This window comes from Candidatus Deferrimicrobiaceae bacterium (assembly GCA_035256765.1).
Classification (GTDB): domain Bacteria; phylum Desulfobacterota; class Deferrimicrobia; order Deferrimicrobiales; family Deferrimicrobiaceae; genus CSP1-8.
The window spans coordinates 1-18,456 of record DATEXR010000133.1 but is presented as its reverse complement, the minus strand read 5'-3'; the positions used below and the strand labels follow the sequence as shown (position 1 = coordinate 18,456).

15 protein-coding genes are annotated in these 18,456 nt (G+C 65.9%); 6 read left to right on the top strand and 9 right to left on the bottom strand.

The window, feature by feature from the left end:
• The 3 genes from VJ307_04590 to VJ307_04580 all read left to right on the top strand — a co-directional run.
• Positions 1 to 1,074: TolC family protein (locus VJ307_04590; protein ID HJX73414.1), on the top strand; the 1,074-nt coding region annotated here is incomplete at its 5' end.
• A 194-nt stretch (positions 1,075 to 1,268) separates the two neighbouring features.
• Complete coding sequence (locus tag VJ307_04585; GenBank protein ID HJX73413.1) at positions 1,269 to 2,315, top strand: efflux RND transporter periplasmic adaptor subunit; 1,047 nt, start codon at positions 1,269 to 1,271, stop codon at positions 2,313 to 2,315.
• Positions 2,312 to 5,455, top strand: a complete 3,144-nt coding sequence (locus VJ307_04580) for an efflux RND transporter permease subunit (GenBank protein HJX73412.1) — start codon at positions 2,312 to 2,314, stop codon at positions 5,453 to 5,455. Before VJ307_04585 ends, VJ307_04580 begins: the two co-directional genes overlap by 4 nt.
• A 21-nt stretch (positions 5,456 to 5,476) precedes the next feature.
• On the opposite strand, the gene polX is transcribed toward VJ307_04580, so the two are convergent.
• The 3 genes from polX to mscL all read right to left on the bottom strand — a co-directional run bounded on the left by polX (position 5,477) and on the right by mscL (position 9,147).
• Entirely contained in the window at positions 5,477 to 7,228 is a 1,752-nt protein-coding gene (polX, locus tag VJ307_04575; GenBank protein ID HJX73411.1) for a DNA polymerase/3'-5' exonuclease PolX, read from the bottom strand.
• A gap of 76 nt (positions 7,229 to 7,304) precedes the next feature.
• A complete protein-coding gene (gene amrB / locus VJ307_04570; protein ID HJX73410.1) occupies positions 7,305 to 8,522 on the bottom strand; it encodes an AmmeMemoRadiSam system protein B in 1,218 nt (405 codons plus the stop codon).
• Positions 8,523 to 8,694: 172 nt separating this feature from the next.
• Positions 8,695 to 9,147, bottom strand: coding sequence for a large-conductance mechanosensitive channel protein MscL (mscL, locus tag VJ307_04565; protein HJX73409.1), 453 nt, complete (start codon positions 9,145 to 9,147; stop codon positions 8,695 to 8,697).
• A gap of 479 nt (positions 9,148 to 9,626) precedes the next feature.
• Here mscL and VJ307_04560 point away from each other — a divergent pair, with 479 nt between their 5' ends.
• The gene (locus tag VJ307_04560) at positions 9,627 to 10,133 is read left to right on the top strand and encodes a gamma carbonic anhydrase family protein (protein ID HJX73408.1); all 507 of its coding nucleotides are present in this window, start codon (positions 9,627 to 9,629) and stop codon (positions 10,131 to 10,133) included.
• Between the two features lie 11 nt (positions 10,134 to 10,144).
• Complete coding sequence (locus VJ307_04555) at positions 10,145 to 10,591, top strand: PaaI family thioesterase (GenBank protein HJX73407.1); 447 nt, start codon at positions 10,145 to 10,147, stop codon at positions 10,589 to 10,591.
• Positions 10,592 to 10,622: 31 nt separating this feature from the next.
• On the opposite strand, the gene VJ307_04550 is transcribed toward VJ307_04555, so the two are convergent.
• The 5 genes from VJ307_04550 to epmA form a co-directional block, all read right to left on the bottom strand.
• Positions 10,623 to 11,105: a YbaK/EbsC family protein gene (locus VJ307_04550; GenBank protein ID HJX73406.1), complete on the bottom strand. Its 483-nt coding sequence runs from the start codon at positions 11,103 to 11,105 to the stop codon at positions 10,623 to 10,625.
• A gap of 148 nt (positions 11,106 to 11,253) precedes the next feature.
• Entirely contained in the window at positions 11,254 to 12,840 is a 1,587-nt protein-coding gene (locus VJ307_04545; protein ID HJX73405.1) for a DHA2 family efflux MFS transporter permease subunit, read from the bottom strand.
• Between the two features lie 4 nt (positions 12,841 to 12,844).
• Positions 12,845 to 14,035: an HlyD family secretion protein gene (locus VJ307_04540; GenBank protein HJX73404.1), complete on the bottom strand. Its 1,191-nt coding sequence runs from the start codon at positions 14,033 to 14,035 to the stop codon at positions 12,845 to 12,847.
• A gap of 126 nt (positions 14,036 to 14,161) precedes the next feature.
• A complete protein-coding gene (locus tag VJ307_04535; GenBank protein ID HJX73403.1) occupies positions 14,162 to 15,337 on the bottom strand; it encodes an MFS transporter in 1,176 nt (391 codons plus the stop codon).
• Positions 15,334 to 16,326 carry an EF-P lysine aminoacylase EpmA gene (gene epmA, locus VJ307_04530; protein HJX73402.1) on the bottom strand — a complete coding sequence of 331 codons (993 nt, stop codon included), beginning with the start codon at positions 16,324 to 16,326 and terminating at the stop codon, positions 15,334 to 15,336. The genes VJ307_04535 and epmA overlap by 4 nt, the downstream gene beginning before the upstream one ends.
• 258 nt (positions 16,327 to 16,584) lie before the next feature.
• Between epmA and VJ307_04525 the strand changes: the two genes are divergently transcribed.
• The gene (locus tag VJ307_04525) at positions 16,585 to 17,859 is read left to right on the top strand and encodes a Glu/Leu/Phe/Val dehydrogenase (GenBank protein HJX73401.1); all 1,275 of its coding nucleotides are present in this window, start codon (positions 16,585 to 16,587) and stop codon (positions 17,857 to 17,859) included.
• Positions 17,860 to 18,258: 399 nt separating this feature from the next.
• On the opposite strand, the gene VJ307_04520 is transcribed toward VJ307_04525, so the two are convergent.
• Positions 18,259 to 18,456, bottom strand: a 198-nt coding sequence (locus VJ307_04520; GenBank protein ID HJX73400.1) for a hypothetical protein, incomplete at its 5' end; no start/stop codon positions are given.

Below are 18,456 nucleotides of genomic sequence, written 5' to 3'. Positions count from 1 at the left end.
TATTATCCGTCGATCAGCCTTTCCACCGGATATACCCGGTCCCGGGCGTTTTCCTCCACGACCAATCAAAACGCAACCGGCTCCTCCCTGTTTGTCGAAGGCGCCGTTTCCCAGATCCTCTCGGACTTCGGCCGCACCCGGGCCGGCGCAAACCGTGCCGGGTCGCTCGTCTCCGCCGCCGCGGAAAGCGGAAAATCGACCCGGCACGATGTCGCCTTCGCGGCGAAAATCGCCTATTTCGGAGTTCTCCGTGCCCAGAGGATCGTCGACGTCCGCCGCGAGACGCTTACGCAGCGCGAGTCGCTCCTATCCCAGGCGCAGGCCTTCTACGAGGCGGGGGTCCGGGCCCGGATCGACGTCGCCCGCACGGAAGCGAACCTCTACCAGGCCCGCGCCGAAATGACCGCCGCCCTGAACGACCTTCAGGTGGCGCGGATCACCCTCCTGAACCGGATGGGAATCGACGAACCGAAGGATTTCCGCCTCGCGGATACCCTCGCCACGGTTACGGTTCCGGGGGATCTCGACTCGTGGATCGCCGAGGCGGAGGCAGACCGCCCGGAACTGCGTGCGATCCGGGAGAGGGAGCGGGCGGCGGAATTCGGGCTTCGCGCGGCCCGCGCCAACTATTTTCCCGTCCTCACGGGGACCGGCGGGTACGGGTACGCCGCGGAGGATCTCCCCCTGGAGGAGAACTACAACATCTCCGTATTGCTCCAGTTCCCCCTCTTCTCGGGATTCCTCACGCGGGAGGAGGTCAAGGAGGCGCAGGCCTCCCTCGATTCGACGAGATACGCCGCAACGGACCTCCGGCGGCTGGTCCGGCTTCAGGTGGAGCAGGCGGCCCTCTCCGTCCGGGAGGCCTCCGAGCGCTTTGAAGCCCGCCGGAAGGAGCAGGAGGCGTCCGGGGAGAACCTGCGCCTCGCGAGGGAACGGTACAAAGTGGGTGCGGGAGACATCATCGAGATGATCGACGCGCAGGTGCAGATGACCCAGGCCGAGACCGCCGTCATTCAGGCGCTCTACGATTCCAGCATCTCTGCGGCGACGCTCCTCAGGGCGGTGGGGAGATAGCCCGGGGAAGCCGGGAAGGTCCGGCGAACCAAACAGGTTGCATCAAGCGTCTCAAGAGGTAACCGATGAGCCCTTTATACCGTCCCGTTCGACCGGGACCAACCATTGTCCGTCCTTCCCTCGCGACGCTCCTGTGCGCTCTGGTCGCCGGTCCCCTGCTTCTTTCCGGCTGCTCCCAGGAGACAAACTCCAGGATGACGGGAGCGCAACCAAAGAGTGTCCCCGTAACCGTAGGCACGGCATCCAAAAAGGACTTCCCGGTCCAGGTCCGCGCCATCGGAACGGTGGAGGCGTTCTCCACCGTCACGATCAAGACCCTGGTGGCCGGACAGATCACCAAGGTGGCCTTCCGGGAGGGCCAGGACGTGAAACGGGGGGACCTTCTCTTCGAGATCGATCCCGTTCCCTTCCAGGTGGCGCTGCAGGTGGCGGAGGCGACACTGGCAAAGGACGTTGCGCTCAAGGACAACGCCGAGAAGGAAGTGAAGCGGTACGCTCTGCTGATCGAGAAGGACCTGATTCCCAGGCAGCAGTACGACCAGGTGATCGCCAATCTGGGGGCGCTGGAAGCCACGGTGCAGGCGGACGCCGCCCAGGTGGAGCAAAGCCGCGTGAAACTCGGATACTGCTACCTCCGGTCGCCCATCGACGGCCGGACGGGCGATCTCTCCGTGAACCGGGGAAACATCGTCAAGGAAAACGACACGAAGCTTCTGGTCATCAACCAGATCACCCCCATCTACGTCACGTTTTCCGTGCCCGAGCAACGCCTCGCGGAAATCCGGCGACACCAGGCTGAAGGAAATCTGGCCGTCGAGGCGGTTCTCCCCGGGGGAGAGAGCGATCCCATCGGGGGGCGCCTCGATTTCATCAGCAACGAGGTCGACAAGACCACGGGGACGATCCAGCTGAAGGGGAAATTCGCCAACGCGGACAGGCGGCTCTGGCCCGGTCATTTCGTAAACGTGTCGCTCACCCTCACCGTCCGGCGCGACGCGGTCCTCGTTCCCTCCCAGGCGATCCAGACGGGTCAGGAAGGCCGGTACGTTTTCGTCATCAAGCCGGACCTCACCGCGGAGATGCGTCCCGTCACGGCCGGCCCGTCCCTGGGCGGGGATACGGTCATCGAAAAAGGCGTCCAGCCCGGAGAGCAGGTGGTTACCGACGGCCAGCTCAGCCTGGTTCCGGGTTCCAAGGTGGATGTGAAGAGCCCGGAGGCGGGCAGGGAGAAGGCCTCTTGAGCATCTCCGAACAGTTCATCCGCCGACCCGTCATGACGACCCTGGTGATGCTCGCCATCCTTCTGTTCGGCGTCATGGGGTACCGGCAGCTTCCGGTGAGCGACCTGCCCAACGTCGACTTCCCGTCCATCCTGGTCACCGCGAATCTGCCCGGGGCCAGCCCGGAAACGATGGCCTCCTCCGTGGCCACCCCTCTGGAGAAGCAGTTCTCCACGATCGCCGGCGTCGATTCCATGACCTCGAGCAGCGGGATCGGGCTTACCCAGATCACGCTCACGTTCTCCTTGAGCCGCAACATCGACGCCGCCGCCCAGGACGTGCAGGCGGCCATCGCCAAGGCGGCCTCCCAGCTGCCGCGGGACATGCCCTCTCCTCCCTCCTACCAGAAGGTCAATCCCGCGGACCAGCCGATTCTGTACTTCGCCCTGTACTCCCCGACCCTTCCCCTTTCGACGGTGGACGAATACGCGCAGACGTTCATCGCGCAGCGGATTTCCATGATCAGCGGAATCGCCCAGGTCCTCGTGTTCGGCACCCAGAAGTACGCCGTCCGCGTGCGCCTCGACCCCGACAGCATGGCCGCGCGCGGGATCGGGATCGACGAGGTGGCCGACGCGATCGCCCAGGGGAACGTGAATCTCCCCACGGGGACCCTCTCCGGGCCCCACCAGGCGTTCACGGTGGAGACGCGCGGGCAGCTCATGGAGGCGGAGGCCTACCGTCCGCTGGTGGTCGCATACCGCAACGGATCTCCCGTGCGCCTTCAGGACATCGGAACCGTCGTGAACAGCGTGGAAAACGACAAGGTGGCAAGCTGGTACAAGACCACCCGCGCCATCGTCCTTGCCATCCAGCGGCAGCCGGGCACCAACACGGTGGAGGTGGTGGATTCGATCCGGCGGCTCCTTCCGACGTTCCGGGTCCAGATGCCGGCCTCGATCGAACTCGCCATCCTCTACGACCGGTCCGTTTCGATCCGCGACTCGGTGAACGACGTGCAGTTCACCCTGTTCCTGGCGATCTGCCTCGTCGTTCTCGTGATCTTCCTCTTCCTGCGCAACCTTTCGGCAACGTTGATCCCGAGCCTCGCGTTGCCGATGTCGATCGTGGGGACCTTCGCCGTCATGTATCTCCTGGGCTACAGCCTGGACAACCTGTCTCTCATGGCCCTGACCCTTTCGGTGGGTTTCGTGGTGGACGACGCCATCGTGATGCTGGAGAACATCGTCCGGCACATGGAGCGGGGGGAGGACGTGAAGACGGCGGCCTTCCGGGGATCCAAGGAGATCGGCTTCACCATCCTGTCGATGACCCTGTCGCTTGTGGCCGTCTTCATCCCTGTGCTCTTCATGGGGGGGGTCGTAGGAAGGCTGCTCCACGAGTTCGCCGTCACGATCGGCGCGGCGGTCCTGGTCTCCGGCTTCGTATCGTTGACCCTGACCCCCATGCTCTGCAGCCGCTTCCTGCGCCCGCCGGGGGAGGAGAAGCACGGCCGCGTCTACCAGGCCTCGGAGCGCTTCTTCCACGGCATGCTCTCCCTCTACGACCGGAGCCTCCGATGGGTATTGCGATACCGTCGCGCCACGATCGTGTTTTCCGCCCTTTTGCTCTTCGTGACGGCGTACCTGTTCGTCGTCATCCCCAAGGGGTTCCTCCCGGCCGAGGACACCGGGATGATCTTCGGCTTCACCGAGGCGGCCCAGGGGATCTCCTTCGATTCGATGAAGGAGCACCAGCAGGCGCTTGCCGCCGTCGTCGCCGCCGACCCGAACGTGGAGTCCTTCATGTCGAGCATCGGCCCGAGCGGGCCGAACGTGGCCGGCAACTCGGGACGAATCTTCATCCGGCTCAAACCCCACGAGGAGCGCGATCTGAGCTCGGACGAGATCATCCAGGCCCTGCGCCCGAAGATCTCGAAGATCCCCGGCATCCGGGCGTTCCTGCAGAATCTTCCCCCGATCCGGATCGGCGGGCAGCTGACGAAGAGCCAGTACCAGCTGACGCTGCAAAGCCCGGACACGGAGGACCTCTACCGCATGGCGCCGGTGCTCGAAGCCCGGATGAGGGAGATCGCGGGACTCCAGGACGTGACGAGCGACCTGCAGATCAAGAACCCGCAGGTCAACGTGAAGATCGAACGGGACAAGGCGAAGTCGATGGGTATCTCCGCGCAGCAGATCGAGGACGCCCTTTTCAGCGCCTACGGTTCGCGGCAGATCTCCACCATCTTCACCCCGAACAACACCTACAAAGTCATCATGGAGGTGGAACCCCGATACCAGACCGACCCGGAGGCCCTCTCCCGGCTCTACATCCGTTCCTCCTCCGGCGGCCTTGTCCCCTTGAACGCCGTGGTCACGATGACGCCGGGGGTGGGGCCCCTCCTCGTGAACCATCTCGGCCAGCTGCCTTCGGTCACCATCTCCTTCAACCTCCAGCCCGGCATTTCTTTGGGGCAGGCGGTGGCGGCGGTGGACAAGGTCGCGCGCGCCACGCTCCCCGCGTCGATCACCACCAGTTTCCAGGGAACCGCCCAAGCCTTCCAGGCGTCGCTCCAGGGGATGGGGATCCTGCTCGTGATGGCCATCCTGGTCATCTATCTCGTGCTGGGAATCCTCTACGAAAGCTTCATCCACCCCCTGACGATCCTGTCCGGACTTCCCGCCGCCGGGATCGGGGCCCTGGTGGCGCTCATGATCTTCCGGATGGATCTGAGCCTCTACGCCTTCGTGGGCGTCATCATGCTGGTGGGGATCGTGAAGAAGAACGCCATCATGATGATCGACTTCGCCCTCGAGGCGGAGCGCAAGGAGGGGAAAAGCCCCGCAGAGGCGATCTACGAAGGGTGTCTCGTCCGGTTCCGCCCCATCATGATGACCACGATGTCCGCCCTGATGGCGACCCTGCCGATCGCCATCGGCTTCGGCGCGGGCGCGGAAGCCCGCAGGCCGATGGGGATCGCCGTCGTGGGCGGGCTTCTCTTTTCCCAGATCATCACGCTCTACATCACGCCGGTGATCTACACCTTCATGGACGGGTTCCAGGCCGCTCTCCGGGGATGGATGCAAAGGATCCGCGAATCGCTTGGGGGCAGGCAGGCAAGACCGGCTCTTCCGTTCGACCCCTCCGCCGGCGGCTGAACGCGAACCCGTTTCCGCCCCCTAAGCCTTTCTTCCCAGGAAGCGCACGTCCGGATTCCGGCCGGATCGCAACCGCTTGAGCAGGTTCCTGCAGGGCAAGGTGTTGAGTACGTCGTCCCCGACCGCCCACCCCCTTCTCGCGACGGCAACCCCGTACTCCATGTAGTCGAAGTTCGCGGTGACGTGGGTGTCCGTGCTGATGACGAGGGGGATCCCGTATCGTTTCGTCATCCGCACGTGGTGGTCGGAGAGGTCCAGCCGGGAAGGATGGGCGTTGACCTCCATAGCCACCCCGCGGGCGGCCGCTTCCCGGAACAGCGCCTCCATGTCGACGTCGTAGGGGTCCCGCTCCCCGATGAGCCGGCCGGAGGGGTGGGCGATGATGCCGACGACGGGGTTCCGGACGGCCGACAGGAGACGCGCCGTGATCTGCTCCCGGGACTGCCGGAATCCGGAGTGGATGGAGGCGATGACGATGTCGAGCTCTCCGAGAGCGGCATCGGGAAGATCCAGCGTGCCGTCCCCGCGGATGTCCACCTCGACTCCCGAAAGGATCCGGAAGCCCCGCAGGGTGCGGTTCACCTCTTCGATCCGCGCGATCTGCTCGCGCAGCCTATTCTCGTCCAGTCCGTGGGCGACCCCGAGCCCCTTCGAGTGGTCGGTGATCGCGATGTACTGGTACCCTTTCTTCCTTGCGGCCCGGACCAGCGCATCGAGGTCGTGGGCGCCGTCCGACCATTTCGTGTGGACGTGGAGGTCCCCCCGGATCTCCCCGACGGTCAGCAGGTCGGGGAGGCCATCCCCCTGCGCCGCCTCGATCTCCCCCGCGTCCTCGCGCAGTTCGGGCGGGATGAAGGGGAGCCTCAGCGCCTTGTAGACCTCCCCCTCCTGCTTCCCCCCGATTCTTTTCCCGTCGCTCTCCCGGAAGATGCCGTACTCGTTGATCTTGAGCCCGGCGCGCGAAGCCATCTCCTGGAGCTTGATGTTGTGCTCCTTGCTCCCGGTGAGGTACTGGAGCGCGGCGCCGAAGGAGCCGTCCTCCACCACCCGCAGGTCGACCTGGATCCCGTCCGCCGTGAGGACGGAGGACTTCGTGGTCCCCCGCGCCAGGACCTCCGTAACGATCGGAAGGCCCGCGAAGACCTCCATGACCTTCTCCGGCTTTGCCGAAGTGGCCAGGATGTCGATGTCCTTGACCGTCTCCTTCCACCGGCGGAGGGAACCCGCCACGGCGATCCTGCTCAGGGGCGCTTTGGCCCTCAGTTTCCGAATAATGTCCTCGGCGATGGGAATGGCCCGCCCCAGGGGGTGCCGTTCCCGCCCCTTCCGCAGCGTGTCGATCCCCTTGCGGATGTTCTCTTCCGTCTTTTTATGGATTCCCGGGAGCCCCGCCAGCTTCCCCTCCCGGGTGAGCGTCTCGAGGTCGTCCAGGCTTCGCACGCCCGCTTTCGCGTACAGGGTCTTCGCGGTCTTCGGCCCGACACCCGGGACCCGGAGGATGTCGAGCAGCCCCGAGGGGATCTCCTTCTTCAGGTCCGCGTGCAGGTCGACGCGCCCCGTCCCGAGAAATTGCCGGATCTTTTCGACGAGGTCCGGCCCGATCCCGGGGATGGCCCGAAGCTCCTCATCGGTCATCTCGGCGACGTCTTGGGAAAGCCCCCCGATGTTCCATGCCGCCCGTTGGTACGCCCGGATGCGGAACGGGTTCTCCCCCGAAAGCTCCAGAAGGGAGGCGATTTCGCTGAAAACGACGGCGATCTGTTGGTTCTTCATCTTCCTTCCCCGGGGAATCCCTTTCCTTATCCGATTATCGGAAGATGTCGCGGTGGCCGCAAGGGGTTCCGAACGGTCAGCGGGTGAACGTGACCGCCGCGAAGCTGACGGCCGACCGGGTCGGCTCCTCGTGCCATACCTGGTAGTCCAGCACCGTCCCGCGGATTCCCGGAACGACGGCCAGGAGGGTCCACAACGACGAGAACCCGCAGATCCGGTACCGGTTCCGCTCTCGGGCTCCCGCCGAGAACAGGGCGGCGGCGTCTCCGGCTTCCAGGGCATGAAGGATCTCCCCGTCGAAGGCGCGGAAGGCAGGCTCGAGCGACGAGGCCGGCTGGGGATCCCCGAACTTCGGCCCCGCATGGGAGAGGTCGACGCCCGCCACGACGAGTTTCCCCTCCGGCGGCGCGGAAAACCAGGCGGAAACCGCCTCGACGAACGGCGCGACGCCCGGCGCATCGAGCGGGGACCGTACCTGACCGAACAGGTCTTCCATCTGCCCGCACAGGACGGGGAGGACCGGGATCTTCTCCATCGGGAAGATCCGCTGGAGAAAGAGGAGCGGAAACTCGATCGAATGCTCCGTCCGGTGGGCGAAGTCGTCGGGGGAGAGCGCATCTTCCGCTTTCCCGCGGATCTCCTCCACTGCGGCCCGGTCCGCAAAGACACGGCCCAGGGGGGTCGTGAAGGTCTTGGCCGTGAGACAGTATCGGGACTGCCCCAGGGAGTGGCCGGTCCCGAGGAGAAGAACGGCGGGGGGGGCGGGGCCCCGGATCGCCCGATAGGCCGCCGCGTAGGTCCTCTCGGCCACCCGGAGGTCGATGTGGGGGGACGCCAGTGCGCACGGGGAACCGGGAGGACGGCCGGCGGGAGGAACCGGGAGGGAGAGGATCCGGTCGATCAGGGCGGCGAGAGCCGCGGGGTCCGCGGGGTAGGCGCTTCCGGCGAGCGCCGCCGTCCGCTCGGGGCTGGCGGTAAACTCCCGGACGATTCTCTCCTTCGCTTCGCGGGTCGACTCGGTCTGCAAAATCCCCATCCGGGAGAGTTCCCCGACGATCCGCTCGGCTTCGGAACGGAAGACGAGGGAGCCGCCTTGGCGGCGCATCATGACGATCTGCAGGTCATCGACGGTGGAGAACCCGTTGAAGAGCGGAAGATACGGGGCAACTTCCCCGGAGAGGGCGGCGTTCGGCGCGACGATCCCCAGCGAGTCCCGGACAAGGATCACGTCCCGCCCCTCGAGACGGGCGGGAATCAGGTCGATGTCGGTGCGAAGCGCGGGAAGCGTGCCCATGGGAGCAATTGTAACGCCTGGGATCGATACCTCCTACCCGCTGCGCGGGATCTGCCCCTCGCCCCTCCCGGGAGAAGGCGGTGACGCTCGGAACGAGGATGAGGAGAGGGAGCCGCATCTTTCGGCATGCCCGGTTCGCGGAGAAGCCGGGGAACGGTGCGGCTCCCGCCGGTCACGCGGCCTTGAGCTCCGACGTGCAGTGGCCGCACTTCTTCGCCTGGATCGGGATCGTCGACAGGCAGTGCGGGCACTCCTTCGTCGTCGGAACGGCGGGGGCCTCCTCCTTTTTCTTGAGGGTGTTGATCCCGCGGACGACGAAGAAGAGGGCGAACGCGATGATGAGGAAGTTTACGATGGTGTTCACGAACAGCCCGTAATTCAGCGTGACCGCCCCCGCTCCCTTCGCCGCGGCGATCGTCGCATAGGGACCGACGGTTTTTCCTTCCTTGAGCACCAGGAAGAGGTTCGAGAAATCGACGTTGCCCAGCAACAGCCCGATCGGCGGCATCAGGACGTCGGAGACCAGCGATCCGATGATCGCCCCGAATGCGACGCCGATAATGATACCCACCGCCATGTCGACCATGTTGCCCTTCACGGCGAATTCCTTAAATTCCTTCAGCATGTCCGTCCTCCTCTTTCGCCAAGCGATGTTCAATGCTCACGATCGCGGAACCTTGCACGCTACCCTTGTGCTTTCCCCTCGATTATCCATTTTTATGTCGGAATCTCTCCTTTGATGCAACCCCCCACAGCCGGATTCCGGAATTTTCCGCGGCGCACACGGGAAGGGGATCTCATTCGGGAGGAGGGCGAAAAGGCGGAAAGAGGAGGGGTGAGCGGATCCTCTGGCTAGTGCACCGTCTCGCAAATACCTTGGCATTCGAGCGCCGCTGCATCCGCTCCCGCTTCGTTGCGCTTCTTCACCATACTCAACGGTATGCCTCAGTCGCGCGCCTTGCTGGCGCGGCGCATCGACGCTCTCGGTGCGTCAAGCTATTTACGAGACGGTACACTGGCCGCCTGGGGAAATGGGGTATTCTGAGAAAGTTGTGCCGGAAGGAGCACCCCTCGGTTTTTTTCGGGGGGCGGGGAGGAGGATCCTTGTTCATCGGGGTTCGCGGCATCGCCCCGAAATGCCACGGAAGCGTGTTTGTGGCGGAAGGGGCGATGGTGATCGGGGACGTGGAGATCGGGGAGGATTCCAGCGTCTGGTTCCACACCGTCATCCGGGGGGACATTCACCGCATCCGGATCGGGAAAAGGACCAACGTGCAGGACCATTGCACCCTGCACGTCACGGGGAAAGACCCCCTGGCCGTGGGGGACGAGATCACCATCGGCCACAGGGCCGTCGTGCACGGCTGCACGGTGGAGGATTTCTGCCTCATCGGGATCGGGGCGGTCGTGCTGGACGGGTCGGTCATCGGGAGGGGGAGCGTGATCGGAGCCGGGGCCGTCGTGCCCCCGGGGACCGTCGTCCCGCCGCACTCCCTCGTCCTGGGGGTCCCGGGGAAAGTGGTGAAGGATCTCGGCCCGGGGTCGGCGGAAGGAAACCGGGTCACCGCCGGCAACTACGTGGAGCTGGCCAGGGCCTACCGGAAAGGATGAGGAGAGAGGCGATGGGACGAATCGGCGAGATCTGGCAGGGGGACCGGCTGATCCAGGACTTCGGGATGAAACTGCTCGAGGCCCGGGAGGGGTATGCGAAGGTGTCGGTGGAGGTGAAGGATCGGTTCCTCAACGCGCACGGGATCGGGCACGGGGTCCTCCTCTTCGCCGTCGCCGACGCGGCGTTCGCCCTCTCGGTCAACGCGGTGGTCGACGCGGTGGGCGTCCAGTGGAGCCTGAACGTCTTCCGGGCTGCGAAACCGGGCGAGGAGGTGATCGGGGAGTCCAGGATCATCCACGGAGGCCGTCAGTCGATGGTCTGCGAACTCACGGTCACCGCCGGGGACGGACGGGTTCTTGCGCGGGGGCAGTCGACCGCTCTCCCGGTCAGGCGCGGAGCACACACAGGCTCGGCGCCCCCCGATGTCCGGAAGGAGGGACCCCCCACGGCGGAATGACGGCGGGGTGTCGCGCCCTGCCCGGCAATCCTCAGATCGCCCCCGCCAGGATCGCCTCGCGCTCGCAGACCCTGGGCTGTTCGACGGCGAGATAGTCGCTCGTCCGGATCCGCACGATCTTCCGGTGGGTCCCCGCCGTGAAGGCGATCTCCGGGTTTTCCATGAGCTCGTGGGACACGAGCACCGGAATATGATAGAGGGACCCGAAGATCGGCATCGCCCCGATGTCGCAGTCGGTGAACAGGGGCGCGAACTCCGCCTCGCTCGCGAGCCGGACCTTTTTCGCGCCGAGGCAGGCCTGCATCCGCCTGAGGTCGACCCGCTCCGTCGCAGGGACGACCGCCATCCAGATCGTCCCGTCGACGTTCACGAGCACCGATTTGGCGAAGGCCCTTCCCGGCACATGAGACGCCTGGGCGGCCTGCTGGGCGGTGAACGCCTCGGGGTGCGCCTCCGCCTGGAACGGGATCTTGCGTTCCTCGAGAAGACGTACAAGGGTCTGGGGGACGCTCATCGGAAACCTCCTGGGGCTGGTCAGGTTCACCGCGAGTGGAGCACGACTTTCCGCAGGCAGGAAGAGGAAGTGAACGGACGACGGGTCTTCGGTGAACCCAGTATACCGCAACCCCCCCGGGGAAAGAAATCTTCCCCGGGGGGGAGGGTCAGTGCCCGGGCGGCGGGGGATCGTTCTGGTGTTCCGGCCGTCGCATCAGGAGGAGAAGGGGAAGGACGCACACCATGAGAACGGAGAGGATCCAGAAGGCGTCGTTGAAGCCCATCGCCGTCGCCTGCCGGATGGCCTGCCCGTAGATCATCTTCATCGACGTCCCCTCGGCGGCGGATTCCGGGATCCCCCTTCCCGGCAGCATCGCCCGCCCCCACCCCACGGCGTCGCGGAATCCCCGGTCGAACCAGGTCAGGTGTTCCGTGAGGTGGCTCTGGTGGATCTGGGCCCGCCTGGCGAACATGGTCGTGGAGAACGCCACGCCGATCGACCCCCCCAGGTTCCGGAGCAGGTTGTAGATGGAGGTCGCGTTTCCCATCTGGGGCTTCGGGATCGAGGAGAGGGTGAGGGTCGTGAGCGGGATGAACAGGAGGCCCATTCCGATGCCGAGATAGATCCTCGGCCACATGAGGGACTCGAAGTCGGAGGTGAGGTTGAACCCCGCCATCTGCCGGGTGGAGAAGGCGCACACCAGGATCCCCAGGGCGAGGAGGTACTTCGGGTTCTGCCTTACGATGAGCTTCCCCACCACGGGCATCGTCACGAGCGTGGCGATCCCGCCGGGGGAGAGCACGAGCCCCGCGAGCGTCGCCGTGTAGCCGAGCAGGATCTGGGCGTACAGGGGCAAAAGGACGATGCTCCCCAGGAGGTTGAAAAAGGCGACGAACATCACCACGTTGCCGGAGGAGAACGAGATGTTCTTGAATGCGCGCAGGTCGACGATCGGGGACTCGGCGTAGAAGAGCTCGACGATCACGAACGCGATGAGAGAAAGCGCGGAGATCGCGGAGACGACCAGGATGAAGTCGGACTGGAACCAGTCCTCGCGCTGTCCCTTGTCCAGCACGATCTGGAGCGCGCCGATCCCCACCGTCAACAGCGCGATCCCCCAGGCGTCCACCTTCACCTTTTCCGTCCGCCGCATGTAGGGGGGGTCGACGATGAACATCTTGACCATCATGACGGCGAAGATGCCGATGGGGATGTTGACGTAGAAGATCCACCGCCACGAAAGGGTATCCGTGATGTAGCCGCCCATGAGGGGGCCCGCGATCGGCCCGAACATGATGCCGATGCCGAAGATGGCCATCGCCATCCCGTGCTCTCGCGGGGGAAACGTCTCCAGCAGGATCGCCTGGGAGAGGGGCTGGAGCGCCCCGCCCCCGATCCCCTGAAGGACGCGGAAGAAGACGAGCATCCCGAGGCTGGTCGCGGCCCCGCACATCAGGGACGCCCCGGTGAACAGGAGGATGGAGAAGAGGAGGTACCGCTTCCGCCCGAAGGTACGGGCGAGCCACCCGGTCATCGGGATGATGATCGCGTTGGAGACGAGGTAGGAGGTGAGGACCCAGGCGGCCTCGTCGATCCCCGCGGAGAGGGAGCCGCGGATGTGGTCGAGCGACACGTTGGCGACGCTGATGTCGATGATCTCGATCAGCGTCGGCAGCATCACGGTGAACGCGACGATCCACTTGCTCCCGCGCATCGCGCCGACCGCGTTGTCGAACCGGTTCTCCCCGTTCATCGGGTTACCGGACGTTCACCGTGGGCACGACGGACATCCCGATCCGCAGGATGTGCTCCGGGTCTTCCCCCCGGTCGAGCACGATCTTCACCGGGACCCGCTGCACGACCTTGACGTAGTTCCCCGTGGCGTTCTCGGGGGGAAAGAGGGAAAAGGCGGACCCGGTCCCCGCCATGATGCTTTCCACCTTCCCGTGGAACTTCTTCCCCGAGAACGTGTCGATGCGGATGGAGACCGGCTGGCCGGGACGGATCTTCTCGATCTGGGTCTCCTTGTAGTTCGCCACCACCCACACGTCCGAAAGATCGGTGATGGCGAGCAGCGGCTGCCCCGGAGAGACGACCTGTCCCGCCTCCACCGTCTTCCGGGTCACATATCCGTCGACTGGGGCGACGACGTCCGCGTACTGCCGGTAGAGCTTCGCCTCCGCGAAGGCGGATTCCCGCTGGCTGACGAGGGCGCTTTGCTGTCCCACCCTTGCCTCGCGCTGCGATAGTGCCGCCTGCCGCTGGGCCAGGATGGCATTCTTCTGGGAGATCTGCGCCTCGTGGGTGGGTATGGCTGCCTCGGTGAGCCGAAGCTCCTCCTTCGCGAGGTCGTGGCGGGCCCTGCCCACATCCAGCTCGGTCTGGGCCTTCTCGAACCGCTCCCGGCTGATCGACTGCCTCTCGAAGAGGTTGCCTGCCCGCTCTGCGTCCCGCACGGCCTGGGCAAGCTGCGCCTCGGCAAGGGTTACCCGGGACCGGCCCGCATCGACGGCGAGCCGGGCCTGGTCGAGCTGGGCCCGGGACGCCGCCAGGTCCTGGCGGGCCGCCTGGATGTCGGCTTTCCCGGCGGCGATGTCCGACTTGGCCCCGGTCAGGTCCGCCGTCGCGGCCGAGACGGCGGAACCGGCGGCGGCCACCCGGACGGCGTAAGGCTCCGGATCGATCCGCAGGAGCAGCTGTCCCTGTTTCACCGGCTGGTTGTCCTCCACGACCACCTCCGCGACCGTCCCCTGGATGCGGGCGGCGACCGGGTGGATCCGGCCCTCCACATACGCGTCGTCCGTCACGATGTGGGTCTGGCGGTACCACCAGTAGAACAGACCGGACCCCACCGTCACGAGCGCGGCGACGAGGAACAGCATCATCGCATTCCTGCGCCGGGAATATTTCGGCTGGCCCGATCCGCCTCCGTTTCGCTCCTCACCCATTCCGTCTCTCCTTGCCCCGGTTTTTCGCCATGACAGGGTATTTTATGCCAAACCCGCGCGATCCAGGAACTTCCGGGCGTTCCCGAACAGGATGCTGCAGGTGGACGTGAACGTCGATGACCCGCCTCACGCAGGCCTCGCCAGGCCGGCTTTCCAGGGGATCGGGAGCATCGCGGCGAGCAGCGCCCCGAAGGCCGGCAGAAGGTTGATCAGGTGTACCGCGGCGGGGACCCCGTACCGGTCGGCCACCGCGCCCAGGAGGGTCACGCCGATCCCCCCCGTCCCGATGGCGAATCCCGCGATGGCCCCGGAGGCCGTCGCCATCCGGCGGGGGAAAAGCTCCTGGGCCATCACGATGGTCACCGAGAAGGTGGAGACGATCGTCGCCCCCACCGCGGCGGCCAGCACGAATACGGTCCACCCGCGCGCGGCGAGAAACAGGAAGATGAGGGGAATCTGCAGGGACAGCGAGTAAAAGAGCATCCTCCGGTGGCCGATCCGGTCGGCGATCGGCCCTCCCGCGAGCGTTCCGACCGTGCCCGCTCCCAGGAACAGGAAGAGGAGGGTGGCCACGAACCCCGGATTGCTCGCGAGTTCCTCCCGGTAGAGGAACGGGAGGAACGCGGCGAGCCCGAGCTGCGTCCACGAGCGGAAGACCACGATGAGGACGATCAGGGAGACGGCGTACATGGGGTGCCGGACTCCGTTTTCGACGGGGGAGGACGGCCGCGCGGCGACCGCGGCGATGCGCTCCCGGATGCGCGGCAGGGCCGGCAGGAAGAGGGCCGCCGCCGCCGCCGCGGGAAGGAACAGGGCGGCCGCCCCCGGAAGGCCGTACCGGGCAACGAGGAAGATGGCGGCCGGGGCGCCGATGGCGAATCCCAGGTTCCCCCCCACGGAGAAGAAGGACATCCCGGTCGCGCGCTTCAAGGAGACGATGCACGCGGTGGCCTTGAACCCTTCCGGGTGGAAGGCGGCCGTCCCCAGACCCATGAACATCACGAAGGCGATGAGCCAGGAGAAACTCGGCGCGAAGGGGATCAGGGCGATGCCGATGCCGGAGACCAGGCAACCCAGGGAGAGAAGGATCGGGAACGGCCTGCGGTCGGTGAGGAAGCCGAACAGCGGCTGGATCACGGAGGAGGTCAGGTGCGCCGCGAGGAGGATCGACCCGGTGACGGTGTAGGAGAGGTCGAAGCAGTCCTTCAGGTACGGCAGGAGCGCGGGCAGGGCCCCCTGCACCATGTCGGTTGCCAAGTGGCCGAACGAAAGCAGGAAAAGAAGCATGCGGCCGTTGTTCATCGGTAGGTCACGTCAGCGATCGTCTTTTTCCCCAGGAGGAGCATCACCAGACGGTCCATCCCCAGGGCCGCCCCGGAACACGCCGGAAGACCCGCCCGGAGGGCGTCGAGAAAATCCGGGTCGACCGGCAACCGCACCCCCGTTCGATGCGCGTGGCGCCCGGACAGTTCCAGGAGCCGCCCCTCCTGCTCTCCGGGATCGGTCTGCTCCTCGTACCCGTTCACGAGTTCGATTCCGGCAACGTACCCCTCGAACCTCTCCGCAATGTCGCCGGCCCCCTCGCGCCTCCGGGACATTCCCGCGAGCGCGGCGGGAAACCCCGTCAGGAAGACGGCCCCCCTCACGGCAAGCGCCGGCTCGATCACGTCCAGCATGGCGCGGAAGAAGAGATCCTCCCACGTCTCGGCCGGCCCCGGCCGGATCCCCTTCCCGGACAGGCCGGTCCGGAGCGCCCCCGCGTCCCCCATCGGGCAGCCGAGAAGTTCCGCGAACGCCTCCGCAAGCTCCCACCGCTTCCAGGCGGGGGGAAGAGGGATACGCCGTCCCTCCCTCAGGACCTCCTCCGCCCCGTTCGCCCGGCGGGCCAGGTCCCGCAGCAGGTCCTCGACATCCTTCCTCACCGCGTCGGCCGGCTCCCCCACCCGGTACCACTCGAGCATCGTGAACTCCGGGTGGTGAAGGGGGGATCCCTCCCGGTCCCGGAACACCTTGCCGAGGAAGAAGATGTTTCCGGAGCCCGCCGCGAGGAGCTTCTTCATCGAGAGCTCCGGGGAGGTGTGGAGGTACAGGCCGGACGTCCGCCCCGCCGCGTCCGAGACCCGCACCGGGAAGATGTTGGGGTCGATGTTCGGGTACGGGTTCGCGATCGGCGGGTCGACCTCGAGAAAGCCGCGCTCGCGGAAGAAGGCCCGGGTCCATTCCAGGATGCGGGAACGCCGGCGAAGCGTCTCCCAGGAGAGTTCGCCTTTTGCCAGTCTGCGCCACGTCATGGATCGGTTGCTGCCGTTCCCCCGCCCGTGTTTCTCGTAAGCGATGATCTTCCTATCCTATGCTATTTCCCCTCCGGGGAGAAAGAGCGGACGGTGGATATCCTAGGGATAACCGGGCAAAATAGACGGACCCGGGAGGACGGGGAAGGACGAAAAGAGCAGAGGAGCGATGCGGGCGAATTTTCGGTGAATGGCGCGGGGCCGGCGCCGGGGAACGAGTTTATCAGAGGGGAAAAACGGGGAAAGGAGGAGGAAACGATGCCATTTCCGAGCTGGGGAGAGACCAAGGAAGGGCACGACATGCTGGTCGAAGCGGAGGAGCAGCTCGGCCAGGCTGCGAAGCTCCTCAACCTGGACCCGAACCTGGCCAACCGGCTTCGGTACCCGAGGCGCGCGCTCATCGTCACGGTGCCGGTCCGGCTGGACGACGGGAGGGTCGCCACATACACGGGATACCGCGTCCACCACAACATCACCCTCGGGCCGGGGAAGGGGGGGATCCGGTACAGCCCTACCGTGTCCCTCGAGGAAACGACCGCCCTGGCCATGTGGATGACCTGGAAGTGCGCGCTCATGAACATCCCCTTCGGGGGGGCGAAGGGGGGCGTCTGCTGCAACCCTCTCGAGATGTCCCCGCGGGAGCTGCAGGCTCTCACCCGGCGGTTCACAACGGAGATCGTGATGCTGATCGGCCCGGAGAAGGACATCCCGGCGCCGGACATGTTCACGAACGAGCAGACGATGTCCTGGATCATGGACACCTACTCGATCCAGGTGGGCTATTCCGTCCCCGGCGTGGTGACCGGAAAGCCTCTCGTCGTCGGGGGTTCCGTGGGGCGGCGTGAGGCGACCGGACGCGGGCTGGTCAACCTTGTCTTCGCCGCCGTCGAGCGTCTGGGGCTTGTCCCCGAGAAGCTCACCGCGGTGGTCCAGGGGTTCGGAAACGTCGGCTCCGTCGCGGCGCAGGAACTCGCGGAGAAGAAGGTCAAGGTGATCGGAGTAAGCGACGTGTACGGAGGAGTGCACAACCCCGACGGGCTTCCGGTGAACGACCTGATCCGGCACGTGGAGGCGGGGGGAAAGGTATCGGAGTTCCCGGGCGTGACCCCGGTGTCGAACCGGGACCTCCTGGAGATTCCGTGCGACATCCTCGCGCCGTGCGCCACGGCAGGGCAGATCACGGGGGAGAACGTCGGCCGGGTCCGGTGCCGCATCCTGGCCGAGGGCGCGAACGGGCCGACCACGCTGGAAGCCGACGAGATCCTGCGGCAGAGGGGGGTGTTCATCATCCCGGACGTTCTGGGGAACGCCGGCGGGGTGACGGCCTCCTACTTCGAATGGGTGCAGGACACGCAGAAGTTCTTCTGGAACATCGGGGAAGTGAACCGGCAGTTGCAGCGCATCATGCTCGAGGCGTTTCAGGAAGTGCTCTCCCTTGCGCACGAGAAAGGTGTGTCGCACCGGATGGCCGCGCTCATGATCGGCATCTCGCGGGTGGCGGAGGCGATGCGGTTCCGGGGGCTCTACCCGTAGGGAAAGAAGCAACCCACCGGGGACACTCCTAAGAACAGGGACGTTCCTTCTAAGAACTCTTCCTCCGCCGCGCCGTGGGCCGCGGTCGTGTGCCCGGGGGGAAGTGCCGGATCCCGGGCCCCTGGCTCGCCGGCCTCCAGAGCTCCATTCCCTCAGATCCCGGCATTCGAGGGCCGCTGCATCCCCGCCGGCTTCGTTGCCCGCCCTCACCGTACCGCGGCGGGTACGCCCCGGCCGGGCGCCTCGCCGGACGGGGCGCATCGACCCTCTCGGTGCACGGCCTCTTCAGGAACGGATCTTCGGAGGCCGGGGGTGTCCCCTTAGGCGTAGCTCTCGACCTTGCGCCCGCCCGCCGCCGGTTCCGCTCGACGCGATCCGTATCCTTCAGCGGGACACTCCTCAACTGGGGGGGGGACACTCCTCAACGTACAACTCGATATAGGAATGTCCCCCCTTGCGGAGGAGCCGCGTGGAGAGCATCTTCGTGAAATTCCGCGAAAAGGAGGGATGGGAGGAGAGGAGATCGAGGAGGTCTTTCCTTTTCAGAAGGGTGACGGTGACGTCCGTCAGGGCGACGGTGGTGGGCGGCGGGGCCGC